The sequence below is a fragment of the Bauldia sp. genome (genome assembly GCF_965232525.1).
Classification (GTDB): Bacteria; Pseudomonadota; Alphaproteobacteria; order Rhizobiales; family Kaistiaceae; genus Bauldia.
In genome coordinates this window covers 3726962-3746655 of record NZ_OZ246980.1, presented here as the reverse complement: position 1 = coordinate 3746655, position 19694 = coordinate 3726962, and the positions used below count along the sequence as shown (strand labels likewise).

At 62.5% G+C, this 19694-nt stretch carries 18 protein-coding genes; 7 read left to right on the top strand and 11 right to left on the bottom strand.

The features are described from left to right. Positions 1-116: 116 nt before the first annotated feature. Positions 117-800: a phosphoglycolate phosphatase gene (locus ACO076_RS17740; RefSeq protein WP_421724145.1), complete on the bottom strand. Its 684-nt coding sequence runs from the start codon at positions 798-800 to the stop codon at positions 117-119. Positions 801-1007: 207 nt separating this feature from the next. On the opposite strand from ACO076_RS17740, the gene rpiA reads away from it, so the two are divergent. From rpiA to gorA, 3 genes are read left to right on the top strand one after another with little or no spacing between them, the layout of a single operon-like run. Continuing rightward, entirely contained in the window at positions 1008-1688 is a 681-nt protein-coding gene (rpiA, locus tag ACO076_RS17735; protein WP_421726769.1) for a ribose-5-phosphate isomerase RpiA, read from the top strand. Between the two features lie 26 nt (positions 1689-1714). Beyond that, positions 1715-2209 carry a DUF2059 domain-containing protein gene (locus tag ACO076_RS17730; RefSeq protein ID WP_421724144.1) on the top strand — a complete coding sequence of 165 codons (495 nt, stop codon included), beginning with the start codon at positions 1715-1717 and terminating at the stop codon, positions 2207-2209. Between the two features lie 22 nt (positions 2210-2231). Then, positions 2232-3632, top strand: coding sequence for a glutathione-disulfide reductase (gene gorA / locus ACO076_RS17725; RefSeq protein WP_421724143.1), 1401 nt, complete (start codon positions 2232-2234; stop codon positions 3630-3632). Here gorA and ACO076_RS17720 read toward each other — a convergent pair. Then, a complete protein-coding gene (locus ACO076_RS17720; protein ID WP_421724142.1) occupies positions 3625-4356 on the bottom strand; it encodes a VIT1/CCC1 transporter family protein in 732 nt (243 codons plus the stop codon). The genes gorA and ACO076_RS17720 overlap by 8 nt on opposite strands. 129 nt (positions 4357-4485) lie before the next feature. Here ACO076_RS17720 and ACO076_RS17715 point away from each other — a divergent pair, with 129 nt between their 5' ends. The 4 genes from ACO076_RS17715 (at position 4486) to ACO076_RS17700 (ending at position 9789) form a co-directional block, all read left to right on the top strand. Then, entirely contained in the window at positions 4486-5871 is a 1386-nt protein-coding gene (locus ACO076_RS17715) for a class II 3-deoxy-7-phosphoheptulonate synthase (RefSeq protein ID WP_421724141.1), read from the top strand. An 18-nt stretch (positions 5872-5889) separates the two neighbouring features. Next, on the top strand, positions 5890-7566 hold the full coding sequence (locus ACO076_RS17710; RefSeq protein ID WP_421724140.1) for an NAD+ synthase: 1677 nt from the start codon (positions 5890-5892) through the stop codon (positions 7564-7566). 192 nt (positions 7567-7758) lie between these two features. After that, on the top strand, positions 7759-8835 hold the full coding sequence (locus ACO076_RS17705; RefSeq protein WP_421724139.1) for a DUF2865 domain-containing protein: 1077 nt from the start codon (positions 7759-7761) through the stop codon (positions 8833-8835). A gap of 258 nt (positions 8836-9093) precedes the next feature. Next, complete coding sequence (locus ACO076_RS17700; RefSeq protein WP_421724138.1) at positions 9094-9789, top strand: L,D-transpeptidase; 696 nt, start codon at positions 9094-9096, stop codon at positions 9787-9789. A gap of 2 nt (positions 9790-9791) precedes the next feature. Here ACO076_RS17700 and ACO076_RS17695 read toward each other — a convergent pair whose 3' ends face one another. From ACO076_RS17695 to ACO076_RS17655, 9 genes are all read right to left on the bottom strand, one after another. Next, positions 9792-10577, bottom strand: a complete 786-nt coding sequence (locus tag ACO076_RS17695) for an NAD(P)H-hydrate epimerase (protein WP_421724137.1) — start codon at positions 10575-10577, stop codon at positions 9792-9794. 15 nt (positions 10578-10592) lie between these two features. After that, on the bottom strand, positions 10593-11684 hold the full coding sequence (locus ACO076_RS17690) for an ATP-dependent DNA helicase (RefSeq protein ID WP_421724136.1): 1092 nt from the start codon (positions 11682-11684) through the stop codon (positions 10593-10595). A 43-nt stretch (positions 11685-11727) separates the two neighbouring features. Further along, positions 11728-12531, bottom strand: coding sequence for a calcium-binding protein (locus ACO076_RS17685; RefSeq protein ID WP_421724135.1), 804 nt, complete (start codon positions 12529-12531; stop codon positions 11728-11730). 134 nt (positions 12532-12665) lie between these two features. Beyond that, entirely contained in the window at positions 12666-13583 is a 918-nt protein-coding gene (locus ACO076_RS17680) for a hypothetical protein (RefSeq protein WP_421724134.1), read from the bottom strand. A gap of 35 nt (positions 13584-13618) precedes the next feature. After that, complete coding sequence (locus tag ACO076_RS17675; protein WP_421724133.1) at positions 13619-14545, bottom strand: calcium-binding protein; 927 nt, start codon at positions 14543-14545, stop codon at positions 13619-13621. Positions 14546-14686: 141 nt separating this feature from the next. Then, positions 14687-15889, bottom strand: coding sequence for a lytic murein transglycosylase (locus ACO076_RS17670; RefSeq protein ID WP_421724132.1), 1203 nt, complete (start codon positions 15887-15889; stop codon positions 14687-14689). Positions 15890-15936: 47 nt separating this feature from the next. Beyond that, entirely contained in the window at positions 15937-18255 is a 2319-nt protein-coding gene (locus ACO076_RS17665) for an NADP-dependent malic enzyme (RefSeq protein ID WP_421724131.1), read from the bottom strand. A gap of 289 nt (positions 18256-18544) precedes the next feature. After that, complete coding sequence (locus ACO076_RS17660; RefSeq protein ID WP_421724130.1) at positions 18545-18985, bottom strand: hypothetical protein; 441 nt, start codon at positions 18983-18985, stop codon at positions 18545-18547. A gap of 126 nt (positions 18986-19111) precedes the next feature. Further along, the gene (locus tag ACO076_RS17655; RefSeq protein WP_421724129.1) at positions 19112-19570 is read right to left on the bottom strand and encodes a hypothetical protein; all 459 of its coding nucleotides are present in this window, start codon (positions 19568-19570) and stop codon (positions 19112-19114) included. Positions 19571-19694: the final 124 nt, after the last annotated feature.

Here is a 19694-nt window from a genome sequence, read left to right as displayed (position 1 = left end):
CCTCCTCGTGGACCCCTCGGAGACGGCTCTCGACCGTCGGTGGCTCCTTCTTATGGGACCCACGGCGGGTCGGCAACATTCGGAAGCGTTGATCGTACGCCGCCTTGTGAGCAACCTCATTCGGCGCGGGCCATAAGGCTCGACACTTCATCATAAAGGGCATCGTAGTGGTCGATCAGGACGTCGGCGCCCAACTCGGCGACCGGCTTCTGGCTGTAGCCGAAAGTAACCGCGATGACGGGGACACCTGCCGCCTTGGCGGCGCCAACATCGATCTCCGAATCTCCCACCATCACCGCCCGGCCAGGATCGCCGCCGGCCGCCCGGATCGTTTCGACGACGTGGCCAGGGTCGGGTTTCCGGACCGAGAACGTGTCCTGCCCGGCAATGAAGGCGAAACGGTCCGCGAGGCCGAGACGCGTGAGCAGCGACTTGGACAAACCTTCGAGTTTGTTCGTGCAAACCGCCAGGCGCCAGCCCTCGGCGGCGAAACGGTCGAGCGCTTGAACCGCGCCGGGATAGGGGCGAGCGTGATCGGCGATGTGAGCGTCATAGTGGTCGATGAATCGGGCCATCAGCCGATCGAGGGTGTCCTCGTCAAGGGGTGTACCATTGTGAACGGCACCGGCAGCCAGCATGGCGCGGGCGCCTTGTCCCACCATGCCGAGTGCATCTTCGTGCCTGACAGGCTGCATGCCTTCCGCGGATAACACGGCATTGAGTGCACCGGTGAGATCACGGGCCGTGTCGACCAGCGTCCCATCAAGATCAAAGACCAGAGTCGGGGGCTTTTCAGACATTGGCTCGTTCCGCGGGGAACCCACTTGGGAGGCGCCCTCGATGCTAGTCGAAGGCGGATTGGAAGCGATGACGGTAGATGCTAACAAGCGCCCGTTGAAATCAAGGTGAACCCGCCACGTGCCCCCTCGATATTGCTCCGCAACGTTGCTCGCTGGCTCCCGCGGAAGTTGCCACGGACGCGTGCCGTGAAGGTATCAGGCAACGATATGCAGCGCCGACAAGCCGCGGAAGCCGCGATGGCGGAGATCCGGGCCGGGATGAAGCTGGGCCTCGGCACCGGTCGCACGGCCGATCATTTCGTCCGGCTGCTTGGCGCGAAGGTGCGATCCGGCCTTGACGTTGTCGGTGTCCCGACCTCCGAGAAGACGGAGCACCTGGCGCGGTCGGAAGGGATTCCTCTGACCACGCTCGACCAGACCCCGGCTCTCGACCTAACGGTCGACGGTGCCGACGAGGTCGATCCGAGCCTCAACCTCATCAAAGGCGCCGGCGGTGCCTTGCTCCGCGAGAAGATCGTTGCTGCCGCGTCGGCTCGAATGCTGGTTGTGGTGGATGCGGCAAAACAGGTCGACCAGCTGGGCGCATGCCAGCTACCGGTGGAAGTGGTTCCATTCGGTCTAGGCGCGACGCAACTCGCGATCGAGTCGGCGGTGGGCCGCCTGGGGCTTTCCGGTGACATCGTCTTGCGCGAGCGCGATGGCGGAACCTTCAAGACAGACGGTGGGCACTCGATTCTGGACATGTCCTTGGGGCGGATTCCGGAGCCCAAGGCGCTTGCTGTCGCGCTATCGACTATCCCCGGTGTCGTCGAACACGGTCTCTTTCTCGACCTCGCCGATGCCGTGATCATCGGCACCGACGAGGGTGTCGAGACATTCATCCGCTGAACAGTCGAGAACCAAGGAGTCCAAGCATGGTCGTGAAGAAATTCCTCTCAGCCGCGATCTTCGCCGCCGCTATTGGCGTCACGCCAGTGAAAGCTCAGGAAATCACCGAAACGCATCTGGAGGCTGCCCTCGACGCTCTTCGTTCGTCTCCAGCGGCGCGCAGCTACGATGACCTGCTGCCGGCGGTCGCCGAAGCGGTGAAGAGCCAGCTCATCCTCATTCGCCCCGACCTGCATGCCGTGATCGGCGAGACGGTCGACGAAGTCGTGCTGACCCTGGTGCCAAGACGGTCCGATCTCGATCAGGAGCTGGCCCGCGTCTGGGCTCAGGGCTTCACCGAAGACGAACTCGTTACCATCGCCGAGTTCTACAACAGTCCGGCCGGCAGGAAGTTCAATGAAACCGGACCACGCGTGATCTCCGATTCGTTCGGCGTTGCGCAAGCCTGGGCGGGCCGCGTTCGCGAGGAACTGATCGAGGCGACCCGGGTCAGGCTGCGTGAGCAGGGAGAGGAATTCTGATCGAAATCGAGGGACACGCCTCTTGACCGACTACGACTACGATCTTTTTGTCATCGGTGCGGGCTCGGGCGGGGTCAGGGCGGCGCGCATCGCTGCGGAGCACGGCGCGCGGGTCGCCATCGCCGAGGACGACAAGGTAGGCGGCACCTGCGTTGTCCGTGGTTGTGTCCCCAAAAAGCTGTTCGTCCATTCGGCGCACTTTGCCGAGGCCCTGGAGGACTCTGTCGGCTTCGGGTGGACGACGACGGGCGTAACCTTCGATTGGCCGACGCTTCGCGACAACGTCAACGCCGATACGACTTGGCTGAGCGGCATCTATGTCCGGAATCTCGAGCGGTCGGGCGCTCAGCTAATCCGGGCTAGGGCCACCATTGCCGGTCCTCACAGCGTGCGGCTGAGCGGCTCGGATCGGCCGGTGACAGCACGGTACATCCTCATCGCGACCGGCGGCCGACCGGCGACCGATCCGACGATCGACGGCTTCGAACACGGCATCGTCTCCGACGATGCCTTCCATCTCGAACGGCTGCCGGATCGGATCGTCATTGTTGGTGGCGGCTACATCGCGCTGGAGTTCGCGGGCATTTTCAATGCCTTCGGCGTCGACACCACTGTCGTTCATCGCGGCCGCGACATCCTGCGCGGCTTCGATGCGGACATCCGGCGCGCTGTGCATGGCGCCCTCGAAGGACGCGGTATAAACGTGGTCTGCGACGAGACAATTTCGCACATCGAGCGCAAGACAGACGGCTTGACGGTTTCGACCAGCGCCGGCAAGCAGCTAAACGCCGGCCAGGTTCTCTTCGCCATCGGGCGGACGCCGAATACGACCGGAATTGGCCTGGAGGACGCGGGGGTCGCGCTTGGAGCGGACGGCCGGATCGAGGTCGACGCCTACTCTCGGACGAACGTTGAGAGCATCTTTGCTGTCGGTGACGTGACCGGCCGGGTTCAGCTCACCCCTGTCGCTATCCGAGAAGGGTCAGCTGTCGCCGACACATTGTTCGGCGGTCGACCGACGGCTGTCAGCCATCACCTGATTCCGACCGCTGTGTTCACCCAGCCCGAAGTTGGCACTGTTGGTCTGACCGAGGAGGCGGCGAAGGCAGCGCATGATGCCGTCGATATCTACAAGGCCAGCTTCAAGCCGCTCCATCATCGGATTGCGGGCCGTGAAGAGCGCATGCTGATCAAGTTGATCGTCGACGGCGAGGGCGATCGGGTTCTCGGCTTCCACGCGATCGGCGCCGGTGCCGCCGAAATGGCACAACTCGTGGCCATTCCGCTCAAAATGGGGGCCACGAAGGCCGACTTCGACGCGACAGTCGCTCTGCACCCGACCCAGAGCGAGGAGATCGTGACGATGACGAAGCCGGTCGAGCGGTATCGAGCGGCTATGGCATTGCCCGAACCGGCTAAATGAGGCCCCGGAGGGCCCAGCCGATCCCGTAAGCCACGCCGGCGGCGACGAGGCCGATAGTAGTGGTCTCCAGCCCCGACAGGATCCAATGCTGCGTCGACCAGACGCTTTTCGCGGAGCCGATCAGGAAGAAGACGATTCCCGTCATGATCGTCGCGATCAATGCCGAAGCATCGAACCCAAACAGAAATGGGATCAGGGGAATCGCGCCGCAGACGACAAAAGCAGCAAACGTAGTGGCGGCGGCCTTGATCGGCGACCGTTGGACGCTGGCCAAACCATATTCCTCCTGGAGCATGGTCTCCACCCAGAGTTGGCGGTTGGCAACGATAGTCTCGACGATCTCGTCGAGCTGACGGCCGTCGAGTCCCTTGGCGAGAAAGATTTGCCGGATCTCCTCACGTTCGCCTTCCGGGAACAGCTCGATATGCCGTTCTTCCAGTCGCCGCAGCCGACGGTAATCGTCGATCTCGGCTTTGGTAGCGGAGTAACTGCCCGCCGCCATGGAGAACCCGTCGGCGAACAGGTTGGCGAGGCCGAGGATGATGACGATCGCGGCGGAAAGGTCGGCGCCGACGACACCCGCGACGATCGCGAAAGTCGTAACGGTTCCGTCGATCCCGCCGTAAACCCAGTCGCGCAGGTAGTTGGCTGTGGGGCCTCTGGCCAGGCGTTCGGCGATCGCCTGGGGCGAATGATCGTGTTCGGGGCCGTCTTTGGGCGCCATATGCCAATGCAGTTTGCTCGTGAACCGGTGGCAAACACCGGCGCGCGCGTGTATAACCCGCGCCGCGCGATCCCAACAACCGCAGGGGATCTTGCGGGGTGGCGCGTTGTTTCGTTTGGAGTTGCAGTGATGAGCAAGCCCTGGAAACCCGACAGCTGGCGCGCAAAGCCGATCGCCCAGGTGCCCACCTACACGGATACGGAGGGGCTTTCGGCCGTCGAGGAGCGACTGTCGAGCTATCCGCCTCTGGTTTTCGCGGGCGAAGCGCGCAAGTTGAAGCAAGGCCTTGGTCGGGTCGCGTCGGGCGAAGCCTTCCTTCTCCAGGGCGGTGACTGTGCCGAGAGTTTCGCCGAGCACCATCCGGACAACATTCGCGATCTCTTCCGAGTATTCCTTCAGATGGCGGTCATCATGACCTTTGCCGGCGGCATGCCGGTCGTGAAGGTCGGGCGGATCGCGGGGCAATTCGCTAAGCCTCGATCCGCGCCGATGGAGAGATCGGGTGACGTCGAGCTGCCGAGCTATCGGGGCGACATCATCAACGGGATCGACTTCGACGAAGCCTCGCGTAACCCGGATCCCGCGCGCATCGAAATGGCCTACCGGCAATCGGCGGCAACCCTGAACCTCCTGCGCGCCTTCGCTCAAGGCGGTTACGCCAACCTCGACCACGTCCATCAGTGGACACTGGGTTTCGTATCGGAGAGCCCACAGGGCCACCGGTACCAGGAAATCGCCGACCGTATCTCCGAGGCCATGGACTTCATGCGGGCCTGCGGCATCGATGCCGACAGCGTCGCGGCTCTTCGTACGACCGACTTCTTCACCAGCCACGAGGCGCTACTGCTTGGCTATGAGCAAGCGATGACGCGGGTCGATTCGACCAGCGGCAATTGGTACGCAACCTCCGGCCACATGGTGTGGATTGGCGACCGGACACGCCAGCCCGATCATGCCCACGTCGAGTACTGCCGCGGCGTCGAAAACCCGATCGGCCTGAAATGCGGACCGTCGCTTGAGCCGGACGGACTGCTCGAACTGATCGACCTTCTCAATCCGGACAATGAGGCCGGCCGGCTGACGTTGATTTGCCGCTTCGGTGCCGACAAGGTCGAGGAAAGACTTCCGGCCCTGGTACGCGCGGTTGAGCGTGAAGGGCGGTCAGTGGTCTGGTCGTGCGATCCGATGCATGGCAACACGATCAAGGCCGCCAACGGCTACAAGACCCGGCCCTTCGATCTCATCCTGCGGGAAGTGGAGAACTTCTTCGCGGTCCACCGCGGCGAGGGCAGTCATCCCGGGGGTATCCACATTGAGATGACCGGCAAGAACGTCACCGAGTGTACCGGCGGCGCCCGCGCGATCACCGAAGCTGATCTCAAAGATCGCTACCACACCCACTGCGACCCGCGCCTCAATGCCGACCAATCGCTGGAGCTCGCCTTCCTGATCGCCGAGCTCCTGAAGCGCGATCGCCGCGAACAGCCACGGCAGTCCGCCGTGGCGGGATTGTAGGCTCCGTCCGCCGGCCGCATGGCAGCCGACCTGACCGACACGATCCGGATCGCAGTCGCCCAGCTCGATTCGGTCGTAGGCGATATTGATGGGAACCTGGAAGCGGCGCGACGGGCGCGGGCGTCTGCAGCGGCCGACGGCGCCCATCTCGTCGTCTTCTCCGAACTGTTCATCGCCGGTTACCCGCCGGAGGATCTGGTTCTCAAGCCAGCGTTTTTGGACGCTTGCCGCTCGGCTATAGACGCTCTGGCGAAGGACACGGCCGATGGCGGGCCGGGCGTCGTCATCGGGACGCCCTGGCGCCAGGACGAGCAGGTGGTCAACGCGGCTGTCCTCGTCGATAACGGCGCGGTCCAGGCCGTCCGCGCCAAGGTCGAACTCCCGAACTACGGGGTCTTCGACGAACTGCGGGTGTTTGCCCCGGGTCCGCTGCCGGGGCCGGTGGGGTTTCGAGGACTACGTCTGGGTTTACCGGTCTGCGAGGACATCTGGTTCGAGCAGGTCTGCGAATGCCTGATGGAGACCGGCGCGGAACTGCTGCTGGTGCCGAACGGCTCGCCGTATTGGCAAGGAAAGGCTGAACTCCGTCAGCAGGTCGCCATTGCGCGTGTCGTCGAGACCGGCCTCCCGCTCGTCTATGTGAACCAAAGCGGCGGTCAGGATGAACTGGTCTTCGACGGGGGCTCGTTCGGTCTTCACAGCGACCGTACGCTAGCGTTTCAGCTTCCCCAATTTGCGGCTTCCGTCCGGACGACAACTTGGACGCGCCATGCAGAGCTAGGCTGGCGATGCTCGGACGGCGCGTTCGCCGACTTGCCGGACCTCGATACCGCGAACTGGAGCGCATGCGTGCTCGGACTGCGGGACTATGTCGACAAGACCGGCTTCCCGGGCATCGTCCTTGGTTTGTCGGGCGGCATTGACTCAGCAGTCTGTGCCGTCATGGCCGTCGATGCGCTAGGCCCGGAGCGGGTCCATTGCGTCATGCTGCCGTACCGCTACACCTCGAATGAGAGCCTCAACGATGCGGCGGCGCTCGCCGAAACACTGGGTGTGCGCTACGACATCGTTCCGATCGCCGCGCCGGTGGAGGGGTTTGAGGCAGCGCTGAAGCCTATGTTTGGCGATCGTGCCCCGGACATCACCGAGGAGAACCTGCAGTCGCGGGCGCGGGGCACCATCCTGATGGCGATCTCCAACAAGTTCGGTTCGATGGTGCTGACTACCGGCAACAAGTCGGAGAACTCGGTCGGTTACGCCACGTTGTACGGGGACATGAACGGAGGCTTCAATCCGATCAAGGATCTCTACAAGACCGACGTCTACAAGCTTGCTCGCTGGAGAAATGCACACCAGCCGGCCGGCGGCCTTGGGCCCGACGGGATAGTCATACCGCCCAACATCATAACCAGGGCTCCTTCGGCGGAACTCCGTCCCGACCAGACCGATCAGGATTCGCTGCCGCCCTACGATGTCCTCGATGACATTCTGGAATGCCTGGTTGAGGAGGATATGCGGATTGCCGAAGTTGCGGCTCGCGGTCATCCTCGCGAGACGGTCGAACGGGTCGAACGTTTGCTTTACATCGCTGAGTACAAGCGCCGGCAGGCCGCGCCGGGCGTGAAGATCACCCGAAAGAACTTTGGTCGCGATCGGCGCTATCCGATCGTGAACAAGTTTCGCGATCGCGGTTGAGACCGACCGAAAGCCAACATCTTTTTTGCAGCTGACCCGATGTATCGGTTTCGTCGTTGACGGCGGGAGTCGCGCGATTCATACTCGCGCCAAAAGGGTTCGCGGTTTTCTGGCGCGTCGAACGCGTTGCGTAAGCCGGGGAGGGGTCCGACGCAATCATCGGCCACGCGATGGCTGAAGCGAGGACCTGAGATGAAACACATCGCCATATTCGTTTTCGTCGGTGGCCTCCTTTCTGCCGGGACTGCCGCGGCTGAGACCGGGATTTGTGCGACCCTCGAGGCCCGCTTGGTGGCGATCGACAGTCGCACTGACGACTATTGGAACGGCGGGCAATCGGAATCTCACCGGGCGATCGCCCGCAAGCGAGATCAGCTCGAAGAGGCTGAGGCCGCTGTTCGTCGCGCCAACTGCGATGGCGCAGGTCTCTTCAGACGGCTCAAACGAAACGGTCAGTGTGGTCGGCTCGCGGGGACGGTTGAGCGGCTGCGTGCGCGGATCCGACGGCTCGAATCCGAGCGTGGCGCCATGGCTGCCGATCCTTACAGCGCCGATCGCGAGCGCAGCGAGGTTTTGCGCGCTCTTGCAGATAATCGATGCGGTAGTGCTTATGCGCGATACGACCGCGACAAGGGAAAGCGCCCCGGCCTCTTTCGCTCCCTGTTCGGCAACCGTCGGGTGTTTCGGGATCGTTCCGGTTTCGGCAGCGGGACTTATCGGACGCTGTGCGTTCGAGCCTGCGACGGCTATTACTTCCCGGTGAGTTTTGCGGCAACACCGTCCGCCTTTGACCGGGACGCGAATGCTTGCCAGGCGCTCTGTCCCGGTATCGATGTCGCCCTCTACGTTCATCGCAATCCTGGTGAGGAAGCCGCACAGATGGTTTCGCTGTCCGGCGAACCGTACACGGCGCTTCCCACTGCTTTCCGCTATCGAACCGAGTACGATCGGTCGTGCAGTTGCCCGACTCCGATTGTGCCGCCGGTTCAGATGGCATCGGCAGCAGCGCCCGTCGTTTCGGCAGGCGAGATCGTCGACCTCGATCTGACTGTGGGATCGATCCATACAACGTCATCTCCGCGCCTTGATACCGCTCTACCGCGTCCACGCGCTGGGACCGAGGATCCGGAAACAGTGGCAAATCGCGCCGGAGGTTTGGCGCCTGAACGGGTCGACGAGCAATCTCCGGTCGAAACTGTGACAGTGCAGGGAGAGGACGGACGCATGGTCAGGGTCGTTGGGCCACAATTCTACGCGCCCGATCTCTAGTGTGACCATCGTCATTGCCGGCTCATGGCCAAATCGTGAAGGCTATGTGAAACCTTTTTGGGCGATTTTGCCCTTGCTGGCGGCCCGAGCTTTGCCATTTTTGGGCCGCAAGTATTGGTGTTGCGCGAGAGCGTTGGGACTGGTAGCCGTGCGCTGCGGTTCCGGTGCAAATGGTGGGAACAGGGCGGCAACGTGCGTAGAGACAATGCGATCATGCGGCGCAGCCGCTTAGGTGCTCGACTGGCGGTCGTTGGCTTGGTGGCTGTCTTGGCCGGTTGCTCGACGGCGACCGAGACCAAGGACGGCAAGCCGATCGATCCGCTGATCGTGTCGATGTACGCCCCGGTTCCTGGTGAGCCCTTCCGGATCCCGGCCGTCCCGGTCAGCAAAGTGGATTCGCAGTATTTCCGGCAGACCGTGGCGACGCCGGGCCACATTCCAAACGAGCCGGGCGTCATCGTCGTCGATCCGTACAGCCACTTCTTGTACCTTGTTCAGGACGACGGTCAGTCCTTGCGCTACGGCATTGGCGTTGGCCGGCAGGGTTTCTCGTGGTCCGGCACCGCCGAGGTTCACGACAAGCAGCATTGGCCGAAGTGGTTCCCGCCAAAAGAGATGCAGGAGCGTGATCGGTTCGCGGCGCGCTTCCCGAATGGCATGAATGGCGGTCCGCGCAATCCGCTCGGCTCCCGGGCGCTGTACCTTTGGAAGGACAACAAAGACACCCTCTACCGGATACACGCGACCAACGAACCGCTGTCGATCGGCAAATCGGTTTCCAGCGGCTGCATCCGCATGTGGAACCAGGACGTGATGGATCTCTACGAGCGGGTTCCGCTCGGGACCAAAGTCGTTGTCCTTGACGGCCCCGGCACGCAACCGCTTGATGCGCCTTTGGCGCCCGGAGCGCCTGCTGTTGCATCGGCTGCGCCAATCCCGGAAGACGCCGGCTGAGTTTATCGTCCTGTGCGGGGCGGTGCGGTCTTTACGCGAACAACATCTCCACGACGAAAGATGTCGGGAACCTCGATCGGTGGATCGAGGTGCCGGTAGAGTTCAGGCGGGACGCTGATGTCTGCGCAATAGAGCGCACCGACGGTGGATTGCATGGCCTCGGCTTGTAGACCGCGCTTGGGTAGGGCAAGCGTCAGTGTCGCGGCGGCATGGATCGCCGGGTCGAGCGCGGTTCCGGTGGCTGCGTCGAAGCCGGATGGGACGTCGAGGGCCAGCACCGGCGTGGACGCGTCATTCGCCCACGTGATCCAGTCAGCGACCGTGCCACGTGGCGCGCCTTTGAGGCTGTAGCCGATCAGGCCGTCCAGTATCAGATCAAAGGTGGGGTCTTGAGGTCGATCGGCCAGAATGTTGATGCCGGCCAACCCACGAGCAATCGCCAGCTGACGCTCGGGCACGGCGGTCATACGGTCCGGCGCGGATAGCCCGATGTGAACCTCGGCGCCCCAGGCGGCGAGGCGTCGGGAGGCGGTGATTGCTCCTCCACCATTGCCGCCGCTGCCGGCGAGCACGGCGATGCGCTTGCCCGAAGCGTCGCCACCCAAAAAAGCCGCACGGGCAGTCAGAGCGAGCGCACGACCGGCGTTCTCCATCATCTGGATGAGGCTGATGTTATATTCCTCGATCATCAGCCGATCAACTTCGATCATGCCGCGCGTATCGATCTCCGGGACGTCCGAGATAACTGGGAACCCCATCACATCGTCTGCAGGCTGGTTGTCGTTCATGAGGCCCGTCGTCCCCTATCGGACGATGATGATACGCTGGGCGGCGCGGGTGATGCCGGTGTAGAGCCACCGGGCCGCGTTCTCACGGAAAGCGAAGCTCTCATCGAAGAGCACAACATCATCCCATTGCGACCCTTGCGCCTTGTGAACGGTTAGGACGTAGCCGAAATCGAAGGCGTCGGAGCGACGTCGCGCCGCCGTCGAGAGCGCGTCGACGGTGCCGTCGAAGTATGCGGGATTGATCGTCGCGACCAGGCCCTTGCGCCCCGCGCCGTCCTCCGGCAGCAGCGCGTACCGCAACAAACCCTTGCGCGGTGCCCGCACCCGCTCCACCTGCCACAAGCTGCCGTTGAGCAGACCGCGCTTCCGGTCGTTTCGCAAACACACAAGCACGTCGCCCTTCTGAGGTTGCGGGATCTGGCGCCCAAGCAACTGACGGACGCGGGCATTATAGCTCTGCCGTGTGGCGTTCCGACCGACGAGCACCTGGTCGGCGTTGACCACGGTGTCGGGGTCGACGTCGTCGCGTGCGATAACCGCGCTTGCGCCATATGTGCCATAAACGAGTTGGCCGCCCTCGCGGACGATCATCGACAGATGAACGATCGGATCGTCGACCGCCTGGCGATGAACTTCCGTCAGCATAACGTCCGGCCCGGCATCAGTGAAGAAACCGCCGCCGGCGACCGGCGGCAGCTGGGCCGGATCGCCAAGCACGAGGACCGGTGTGCCGAACGACAGCAGATCCTTGCCGATCACCTCGTCGACCATCGAGCATTCGTCGATAATGATGAGGCCGGCCTTGCGCGCGGCACTGTCGGGATTGCGAACGAAGGTTGGGCCGCTCTCGTCCTCGCCCCGCATCCGGTAGATCAGGCTGTGGATGGTTCCCGCATTGGCACAGCCCTTGGAGCGCATGACGTGCGCCGCCTTACCGGTATAGGCGGCGAAAACCGTCGTGCCGTCGACGCTTTCGGCGATGTGACGAGCGAGCGTTGTCTTTCCCGTGCCTGCGTAGCCAAACAGCCGGAAAATGGGCCGGTCAGGGGACTTCAACCAACTCGCAATGGCCCCTAATGCCGCGTCTTGCTCGTTCGACCACTGCACCGTGCGATCCGGATCAGGGTCGATTGTCTCTCAAGGTCGGAGCTCAGATGATGTCGAAGTCGTCATGGGACAGGCTTTTCTTGTTCTGTATCTTGGCGAACTTGATTTTATCTTCCCCACCAGCGGCGTCAAAATCGTAGAAAAGGTTGCCCTTGTCTTCATTGTAAATGATGTAGTCGTTGTCGTCCTTGGCCTTGTTTCCGACGACAAAAAACTTCTTTTTTAGCTCTTCGCCTTTTTTGCCTTTGAAGACCGTGAATATGCTCGCGTCCAGCCAGATGGAATCTTTTCCACCCCCCTTGTTCGAGGTCGTGTTCCAATCGACGATCTTGTCGACATTCGATTTGGCGTTGAGCTTCGTATCGAAGACGAACTTGTCCTTACCTGTCCAGCCCTGGAGTTCATCATTGCCCCGGCCACCTCGGATCACGTCATTCCCGCCGTAGCCGTTGATCTTGTCGCCGCCGTCGAAGCCGAACAGCTTGTCATTGGCGAAGGATCCTTCGATGGTGTCCTTTTTGTCGAAGACCTCCTTTTTGAGGAACTCCGACAGCTCTCCCTTTTTGATCGCCTTGATCAAATCCTGATATTTTATGTCGAGTTGGGATAGACGATAAACTTCTTCGTATTTTCCATCTTTGGATTTGAGAACCTTAATACTCTTGACATCGCCCTTGTACTTTCCATCCTTCCTGTCGATATCACCGGTTAGTCTGAATTCATACTTTCCTTTGCGAGTGAAGTATTCTTTTTCGTCGGAATCAAACAACAAGCGCCTGTCTTCGAGCTTCTTAAGCTCGGACAGATTGCTGTTGTTGATCTTCTTAGGCGCGTCGAGAAATGCCATGGCGAATCGAATCCCGTTAGTGAAGGCGCCGGCCCGGGGCGAAGCGGCACCCTCACGATGTCGCGTCAGTGTGTCAAGATTCGGCTAACGGCTCCTACGGGACGGCCGCCGCGGCGTGATGCCGCGACCGGCTGCTAGATCACGTCGAAGTCGGTGTGGGACAGATTCGGCTTTCCTTCGAGGATCGCGAAAAGCGTCCTGCCGCCGGCGCCATCGCCGTTGTCGTCGTGGAACAGCTTGCCGTTGCTCTTCTTGTAGAGGATGTGGTCGTTTCCGTCCTGGGCGTTGCCGCCCTGGTGGAATTCGCCGGCGTTCAGTTTGCCGCCGATGGCAGCGAACACACCGCTGTCGAGACCGATCATGTCCTTGCCCGGCTCGAAATCCTTGATGGTGTCGACCCCGGCCTGGCCTTCGCCCGGCCCGAGCGGCACGTCGAAGACGAACTTGTCCTTGCCGGGGCCGCCGACTAGCGTGTCGTCCTTTTCGCCGCCGAAGAGTTTATCCTTGCCGGCGTTGCCCTTGAGGACATCGTCTTGCCGCTCGCCCTTGAGTTTATCCTTGCCCTTGCCGCCGAGCAGTTTGTCCTTGTTCCCGCCGGCGACGAACCTGTCGTTGCCGCCGTTGCCGTAGAAGGTCAGCGACGCGTTGGAATTAATGTCGAGGTCCTCGCGGTCATCCGACCCGTTGATCACCGGCTTGCCGGGTGAGCCCGAACCAAAGAACTGACCGAGAATCCCGTCGAAGTTGCTCCCGAGACCTTTCCAGGCGTCGATGGCTGTCCCGAGATCGCCGACATCGACGTCCAGCCCGGTTGCTTTTGCCACTTTCGCGGCACCGGCGAACAAGGTGATCTTCTCGACTGTTCCGGACTCTGGACCGGGTTCGCCGTCGGTATCTTCGAAGTCACCTTTGAAGATGATCTTGTAGGTGTCATTGCCGACAACGACCTTCTTGTCGTTGCCCTCGAGAACATCCTGGAGAAGGGCGTTTTGAAGGATGTCGATGAAGTCGTAGCCCGGGAGTCCGAAAAAAAGCGTCCATTCCTTTGCCATGATCGTCGCCTCGCGCTGGTTGGAGCCCCCCAGAGCTAGATAACGTCGAAATCGGTGTGGGACAGGTTGGGCTTACCTTCGAGAATCGCGAACAGGGTCCTGCCGCCGGCGCCATCGCCGTTGTCGTCGTGGAACAGCTTGCCGTTGCTCTTCTTGTAGAGGATGTGGTCGTTTCCGTCCTGGGCGTTGCCGCCCTGGTGGAATTCGCCGGCGTTCAGCTTGCCGCCGATAGCGGAAAAGATGGCGCTGTCGAGCGCTATGATATCCTTGCCCGGCTCGAAATCCTTGATGACATTGATGCCAGCTTGGTGACCGGCATTGCCAAGCGCCACATCAAAGATGAAGGTGTCCTTCGCCGCACCGCCGACGAGCGTGTCGTCGCCCTGTTGGCCGGCCAGCTTGTCTTTGCCGGCGTTGCCTTTCAACACGTCAGCGCCATGCTTACCGAAGAGCTTATCTTTACCGTCGCCGCCCAGAACCTTGTCGTTGACTTCGCCGCCGACAAACTTGTCGTTACCGCCGTTGCCATAAAAATGGTGGGCCTTATCCTCAGGCACGACGAACACATCTCGGTCGTTCGATCCGTCAATCGTGATCGGCCCTAAACCGGAATCGAAAAACAAAGTCATGAAATACGCGAAGTCGCCTGTATCCGAAAGGTGATCGAACGCTTGGCCGAGTTGGTCCAGCGTCAAAGCGTAGCCTGTCGCCTTGGCGACCAGTGTGTCGCCGTCGTACACCTTGATGGTGTCAACGATCCCAACGTCCGGTCCGTCGTTGTTATCATTGTCGACAAAGCCTGAACCCTTCAGCACCACGCGGGCGTCGTTCGGTCCGCCGGCACCAACGACGATCTCTTCGGGATCCCACTCGATGATGTTTTCAGTCGCGAATGCCTCTTCCATCAATGCCAGAAAATCGTAATCCGGCAGTCCCTTCTTGATGTTCCATTCTTTAGCCATGGCGTCACCTCATAAGGGTTCACCCAGCCCCCTCACCAGGAAACAAAACACCGGCAGGACTCCCTCCACTATGATGGGCGCCACACAACCGTTCAGGACGGGTTCAGAGTAGCCTCGGTTCGGGGCGCCGAATGACTGGGATCAGTGGATGCTGCGCACCATCCGCGCGTCCGGCAGGCAGGTGATCTTTTGCCCGTTCTGCTCCTGCCAGCGACCGACGGTGACGCGGGTCTTGAAGCCGACTAGGCCATCGGCGCCGCCGACATCATGACCTTCCGCTTCGAACTGGCGCTGCATCTTGGCGACGTCGGCCCGGCTGAAGCCACCAACCTTGCCCCACTTGGCGCCGAAGGACCGGTTGTCACCAAACCGGTCGGCGAGATGCCCGACATAGAGGGCGTAGAGGTCCGAGAAGTTGTAGTCCTTCAGGACATAGAAATTGCCGGAGACGATGAACGCCGGGCCGTACCGGCCGGCGGGCATGAGCAAGAACGCTTCGCGATTCTGTTCGATACGGGGCAGCGTCCGCCCGTCATGAAACGTAACACCGAGCGCCCCCCAATCTTTCATGCCACGGCCTTGTTCTGGACCTTCCAGGTGGCAGGGCACGTTCGCCGGAACGACCGCCTCGATGCCCCAGCCGCGCTCCGGATCCCAGCCATGGTGAAGCAGGAAGTTGGCGATCGAGGCGAGGGTGTCGGGCACCGAAGTCCAGATGTTGCGCCGCCCGTCGCCATCGAAGTCGACCGCATACGCGAGGTAATGGCTGGGCAGAAACTGTGGCTGACCAAGGGCGCCGGCCCACGAACTCTTCATCCGCTCGACGCTGATATCGCCGTTCTCAATGATCTGCAGTCCGGCGATGAGTTCTGGCCGGAACTTCGCCTTGCGCCGGCCCATATAGGCGCGGGTCGCCAGTGTGCGGATCGCGTTGTGCGGGATCGATGCGCGGCCGAAGCTCGACTCCCGCGCCCAGATGGCCAGCAGAATCTCGCCGCGGACGCCGAAGCGCTGTTCGATCCGATCGAGCGTCGTCCGCCACTCGCCAAGCAGCTTGCGGCCGATCGCGACCTGGGTACTGAGGTTGTTCTGGTTGAAGTAGGCGCCAGGGCTGCGGAACTCCGCCTGATGTTCGACGGTGTGCGGTGGGTTCGTTCCCGGCGGGACTAGTTCGGGCAGGCTCCAATCGAGTTTTACGCCGCGCAAGGCTTGATCGAACGTTCCCCTGGACACACCCGACGCCGCTGCTTCGGGCCAGATTTCGTCCACGAGGAACTGTTGGAAGGCGCGTTCTGTCGCAGCCTTATCGACGGCGAGCGCGGGGAACGCCAAGCTGATCAACATGCTAAGGAATGCGGCGAGGCGCGCGGCGCCTCGTCTTTTCTGCGCGCTCACGGTGCGGCCTCGGCGATATCTGTCTCCGCCCTCGGCGCCGCTTCTTGCGCGCCGACCACCGCCAGAGCGGTCATATTGAGGACGCCGCGCGAGGTCACCGACGGCGTGAGGATGTGGGCGGGCCTGGCGGCGCCGAGCAGGATCGGGCCGACATAGAGCGCATCGGTCATGGCGCGGAGCAGGTTAAGGCTGATGTTGGCGGCATCAAGGTTGGGGAACACCAGCAGGTTGGCCTCGCCGGTCAGTTTCGAGGTCGGCATCACTCGTTCGCGAAATACCGCCGACAACGCCGCATCACCATGCATCTCGCCGTCGACTTCGAGATCGGGATCAGCGTCCCACAGCATCTCGACCGCGCGACGCATCTTGATCGCCGAATCGCATTCGCGGGAACCGAAGTTGGATGTCGAGACGAGCGCGGCCCGCGGCTCGATGCCGAACCGGCGAATCTCCTTCGCGGCGAACCGGGTCATCTCGGCGATCTCCTCCGCGCCCGGGTCCATGGTCACATGGGTGTCGGTAAGGAAATAGGATCCGTGGGTGTTGATCAGCAGACTCAACGCCGAGAAGGCGTGGGCGTCCGGTTTCAGGCCGACGACCTGGCCGATGTCACGCAAGTGGTTGATGAACCGGCCCTCTAGCCCGCAGATCATCGCGTCGGCATCGCCGATCTCGACCGCGAGCGCGGCGATCACTGTGGCATTGGTGCGCACGACGGTGCGGGCAGTTTCCGGGTTGATGCCGCGCCGGCCGACCTTGGAGAAATAGAGGTCAACATAGGCCCGATAGCGGGGGTCGTCTTCGGGGTTGATGATGTCGCAATCGGTTTCCGGCGAGAAGCTCAAGCCGAAGCGCTTGCGGCGCACGTCGATGACGTTGGGCCGCCCGATCAGGATCGGTCGCGCGATCCCGTCCTCGATGGCGATCTGCGCGGCACGAAGTACGCGTTCATCCTCGCCGTCGGCATAAGCGACCCGGCGCGGGTCGGCTTTCGCTGCCGCGATCGCCGGCTTCATGATGACGCCGGAACGGAAGACGAAGCGGGTGAGGCGGTCGAGATAGGCATCGAAATCGTCGATCGGCCGCTTGGCGACTCCGCTATCCGTCGCCGCGCGGGCGACCGCCGGCGCGATCCGCAGGATCAGTCGTTGGTCGAATGGGGAGGGGATGATGGACTCAGGCCCAAAGGTCTTGGCTTCGCCGCCCATTGCCCGCGCGGCGACGTCGGAGGGTGCTTCGCGCGCCAGGTCGGCAATCGCGCGAACTGCGGCAAGCTTCATCGCCTCGTTGATCGTCGTGGCGCCGACGTCGAGGGCGCCGCGAAAAATGTAGGGAAAACAGAGGACGTTGTTGACCTGGTTCGGGTAGTCGGAGCGGCCGGTGCAGATCATCGCGTCGGGTCGTGTCTCCCGCGCCAGCTCCGGCATGATCTCGGGCGTCGGATTGGCGAGCGCCAGGATCAGCGGGTCCGGTGCCATTGTCGCCAGCATCTCCGGCTTGAGGACACCGCCGGCGGAGAGGCCGAGAAAGACGTCGGCGCCGCCGATCGCCTCGGCGAGGGTGCGTGCTTCAGTGTCCTGCGCGAACCGCGCCTTCCATCGGTCCATGCCCGCCTTGCGACCGGCGTAGACGACGCCGTCAATGTCGGTGACCCAGATGTTCTCGCGACGCGCGCCGAGGGAGACAAGAGTGTCGAGACAGGCGAGCGCCGCAGCGCCGGCGCCGGAGGCCACGATCCTGACGTCGCCGATCACCTTGCCGGCAAGGGACAGACCGTTCAGCACCGCGGCGCCGACGATGATCGCGGTGCCGTGCTGGTCGTCATGGAACACCGGGATGTTCATGCGTGCGCGCAGCGCCGCCTCGATCTCGAAACACTCCGGTGCTTTGATATCTTCGAGGTTTATGCCGCCGAAGGTCGGCTCCAGCGCGGTTACCACATCGACGAACCGGTCGACGTCGGTCTCGTCGACCTCTATGTCGAAGACGTCGATGCCGGCGAACTTCTTGAACAGGACCGCCTTGCCCTCCATCACCGGCTTGGCGGCGAGCGCGCCGATCGACCCGAGGCCGAGCACGGCGGTGCCGTTGGAGACGACGGCGACGAGGTTCTGACGGGCCGTGTATTCGGCGCTCAGGTCCGGGTCATCGGCGATGGCGAGGCATGGGGCGGCGACGCCCGGCGAATAGGCCAGCGCCAGATCGCGCTGGTTGCCGAGCGGCTTGGTCGCCTGGATCTCCAGCTTGCCCGGTCGTGGGTGCCGGTGGAAGAAGAGAGCGCTGTCGTCAAAGTCGGACGGCTTGGGACGGGCCATGGGCGGCGGATGGTCTCCGGTGATTTGCCCTTCCTTATCCGCGATCCGCCGCCATCGTGACAATGACTTTTGCGGGAGGCGCCCGGTCACGTAGCACACGCACCCGTCATTATTGGACCGTGCGGGTTTCGCCCACGGCGTTCCCCGACCGTTCGTCGGGGGGCAGCGCTCGGCGGGCAGGAACGCACTCGTGGGAAGTTCACCGATGACGCGACCCCAGGACGCTCGTTCCCCGCGAAGGCGGGAACCCACTCGTTTGAGGGGTGGCCGCCGGCGAACGGCGGACCGATTACTGCCGCTCGAGCGTCATTCGGCCGGCGAGAGCGTGGGGGCCGCTTTCGAAGGTAATCAACTCGATACGATTGTCGTCGACGATCTCGCCGATGAAGATGCCGGTGTCGGGGTGGTCGGAGATGGTGATCGTCCTGCCGTCGTGGTGAATGACGCCGACGATGGTTTCCAGAGCCTCGTGGGTCACCTTTTCACCGTCGTGCATGTCCTGCATCGTCTCCGGATGGACCCAGCCATAGGTGCCGGAGAAGACCGGGCCGACCTGGTCGGTGAAGATGAACTCGACATGGGAGGTCTCCTTCATGACCATGGTCTCGCCGCTGGTCGTGCGGATGGAACCGCTGACGGCCTCCCAGGTGCCGGTCAGGTCCGGCTCATCCGCGAACGCGGCACCGGCCACGAGGAGAGCGGCGCCAAGGGTAACGGTTCTTGCAGTCATGGTAGCCTCCCAGATAACCAAACAAGCGCCATCCTACATCAGATGAGCGACCGCGTCCCTCGGCCGTCGCACGACACCTGAAGCCGGCATCGGCACCCTCAACCAACGCGTCTGGAGCCTTAGGCGCTACTCCCGAACCAGGACCGAGTGGCTGGTATAGGCATGGGGGCCGGCCTCGAAGCCGATCAGCTCGATCCGGTTCGCATTCACGATCATGCCGACGGCCAGGCCCGTATCCGGGTGGTCGGCGATGGTGAAGGTCTTGCCGTCGGGGTGGATGATGCCGACGAAGTCCTCCTGGGAGCGGTGGGTCACTGCCTCGCCGTCGTGGAGGTCCTGCATCTCCTCGTGGTGCTCCCAGCTGTAATTGCCGGAGAAGACCGGGCCGACATGGTCAGTGAAGACGAACTCCGTCGTCGACGTCTCGCCGATGATCAGGGTTTCGCCCGAGGACGTGCGGATCGTGCCGCTCACCACCTTCCATTTGCCGGTGAGGTCGATGTCTTCGGCCGATGCCGGGACGGTCGTGTTTGCGGTGGCGGCGAGGGCGATGGCGGCAGCGAGGGTAAGGGCGGTCGTCTTCATAGCTATCTCCTGGTGAGGGTCCAATTTCAGGAATACCCTAGCGGTCGGGCGTGCGGCATGGCTACATGCAAGGCACTGGAGGAGGCACGCGACCGAAGTCCGATGCATCGACTCGCGAGGACGA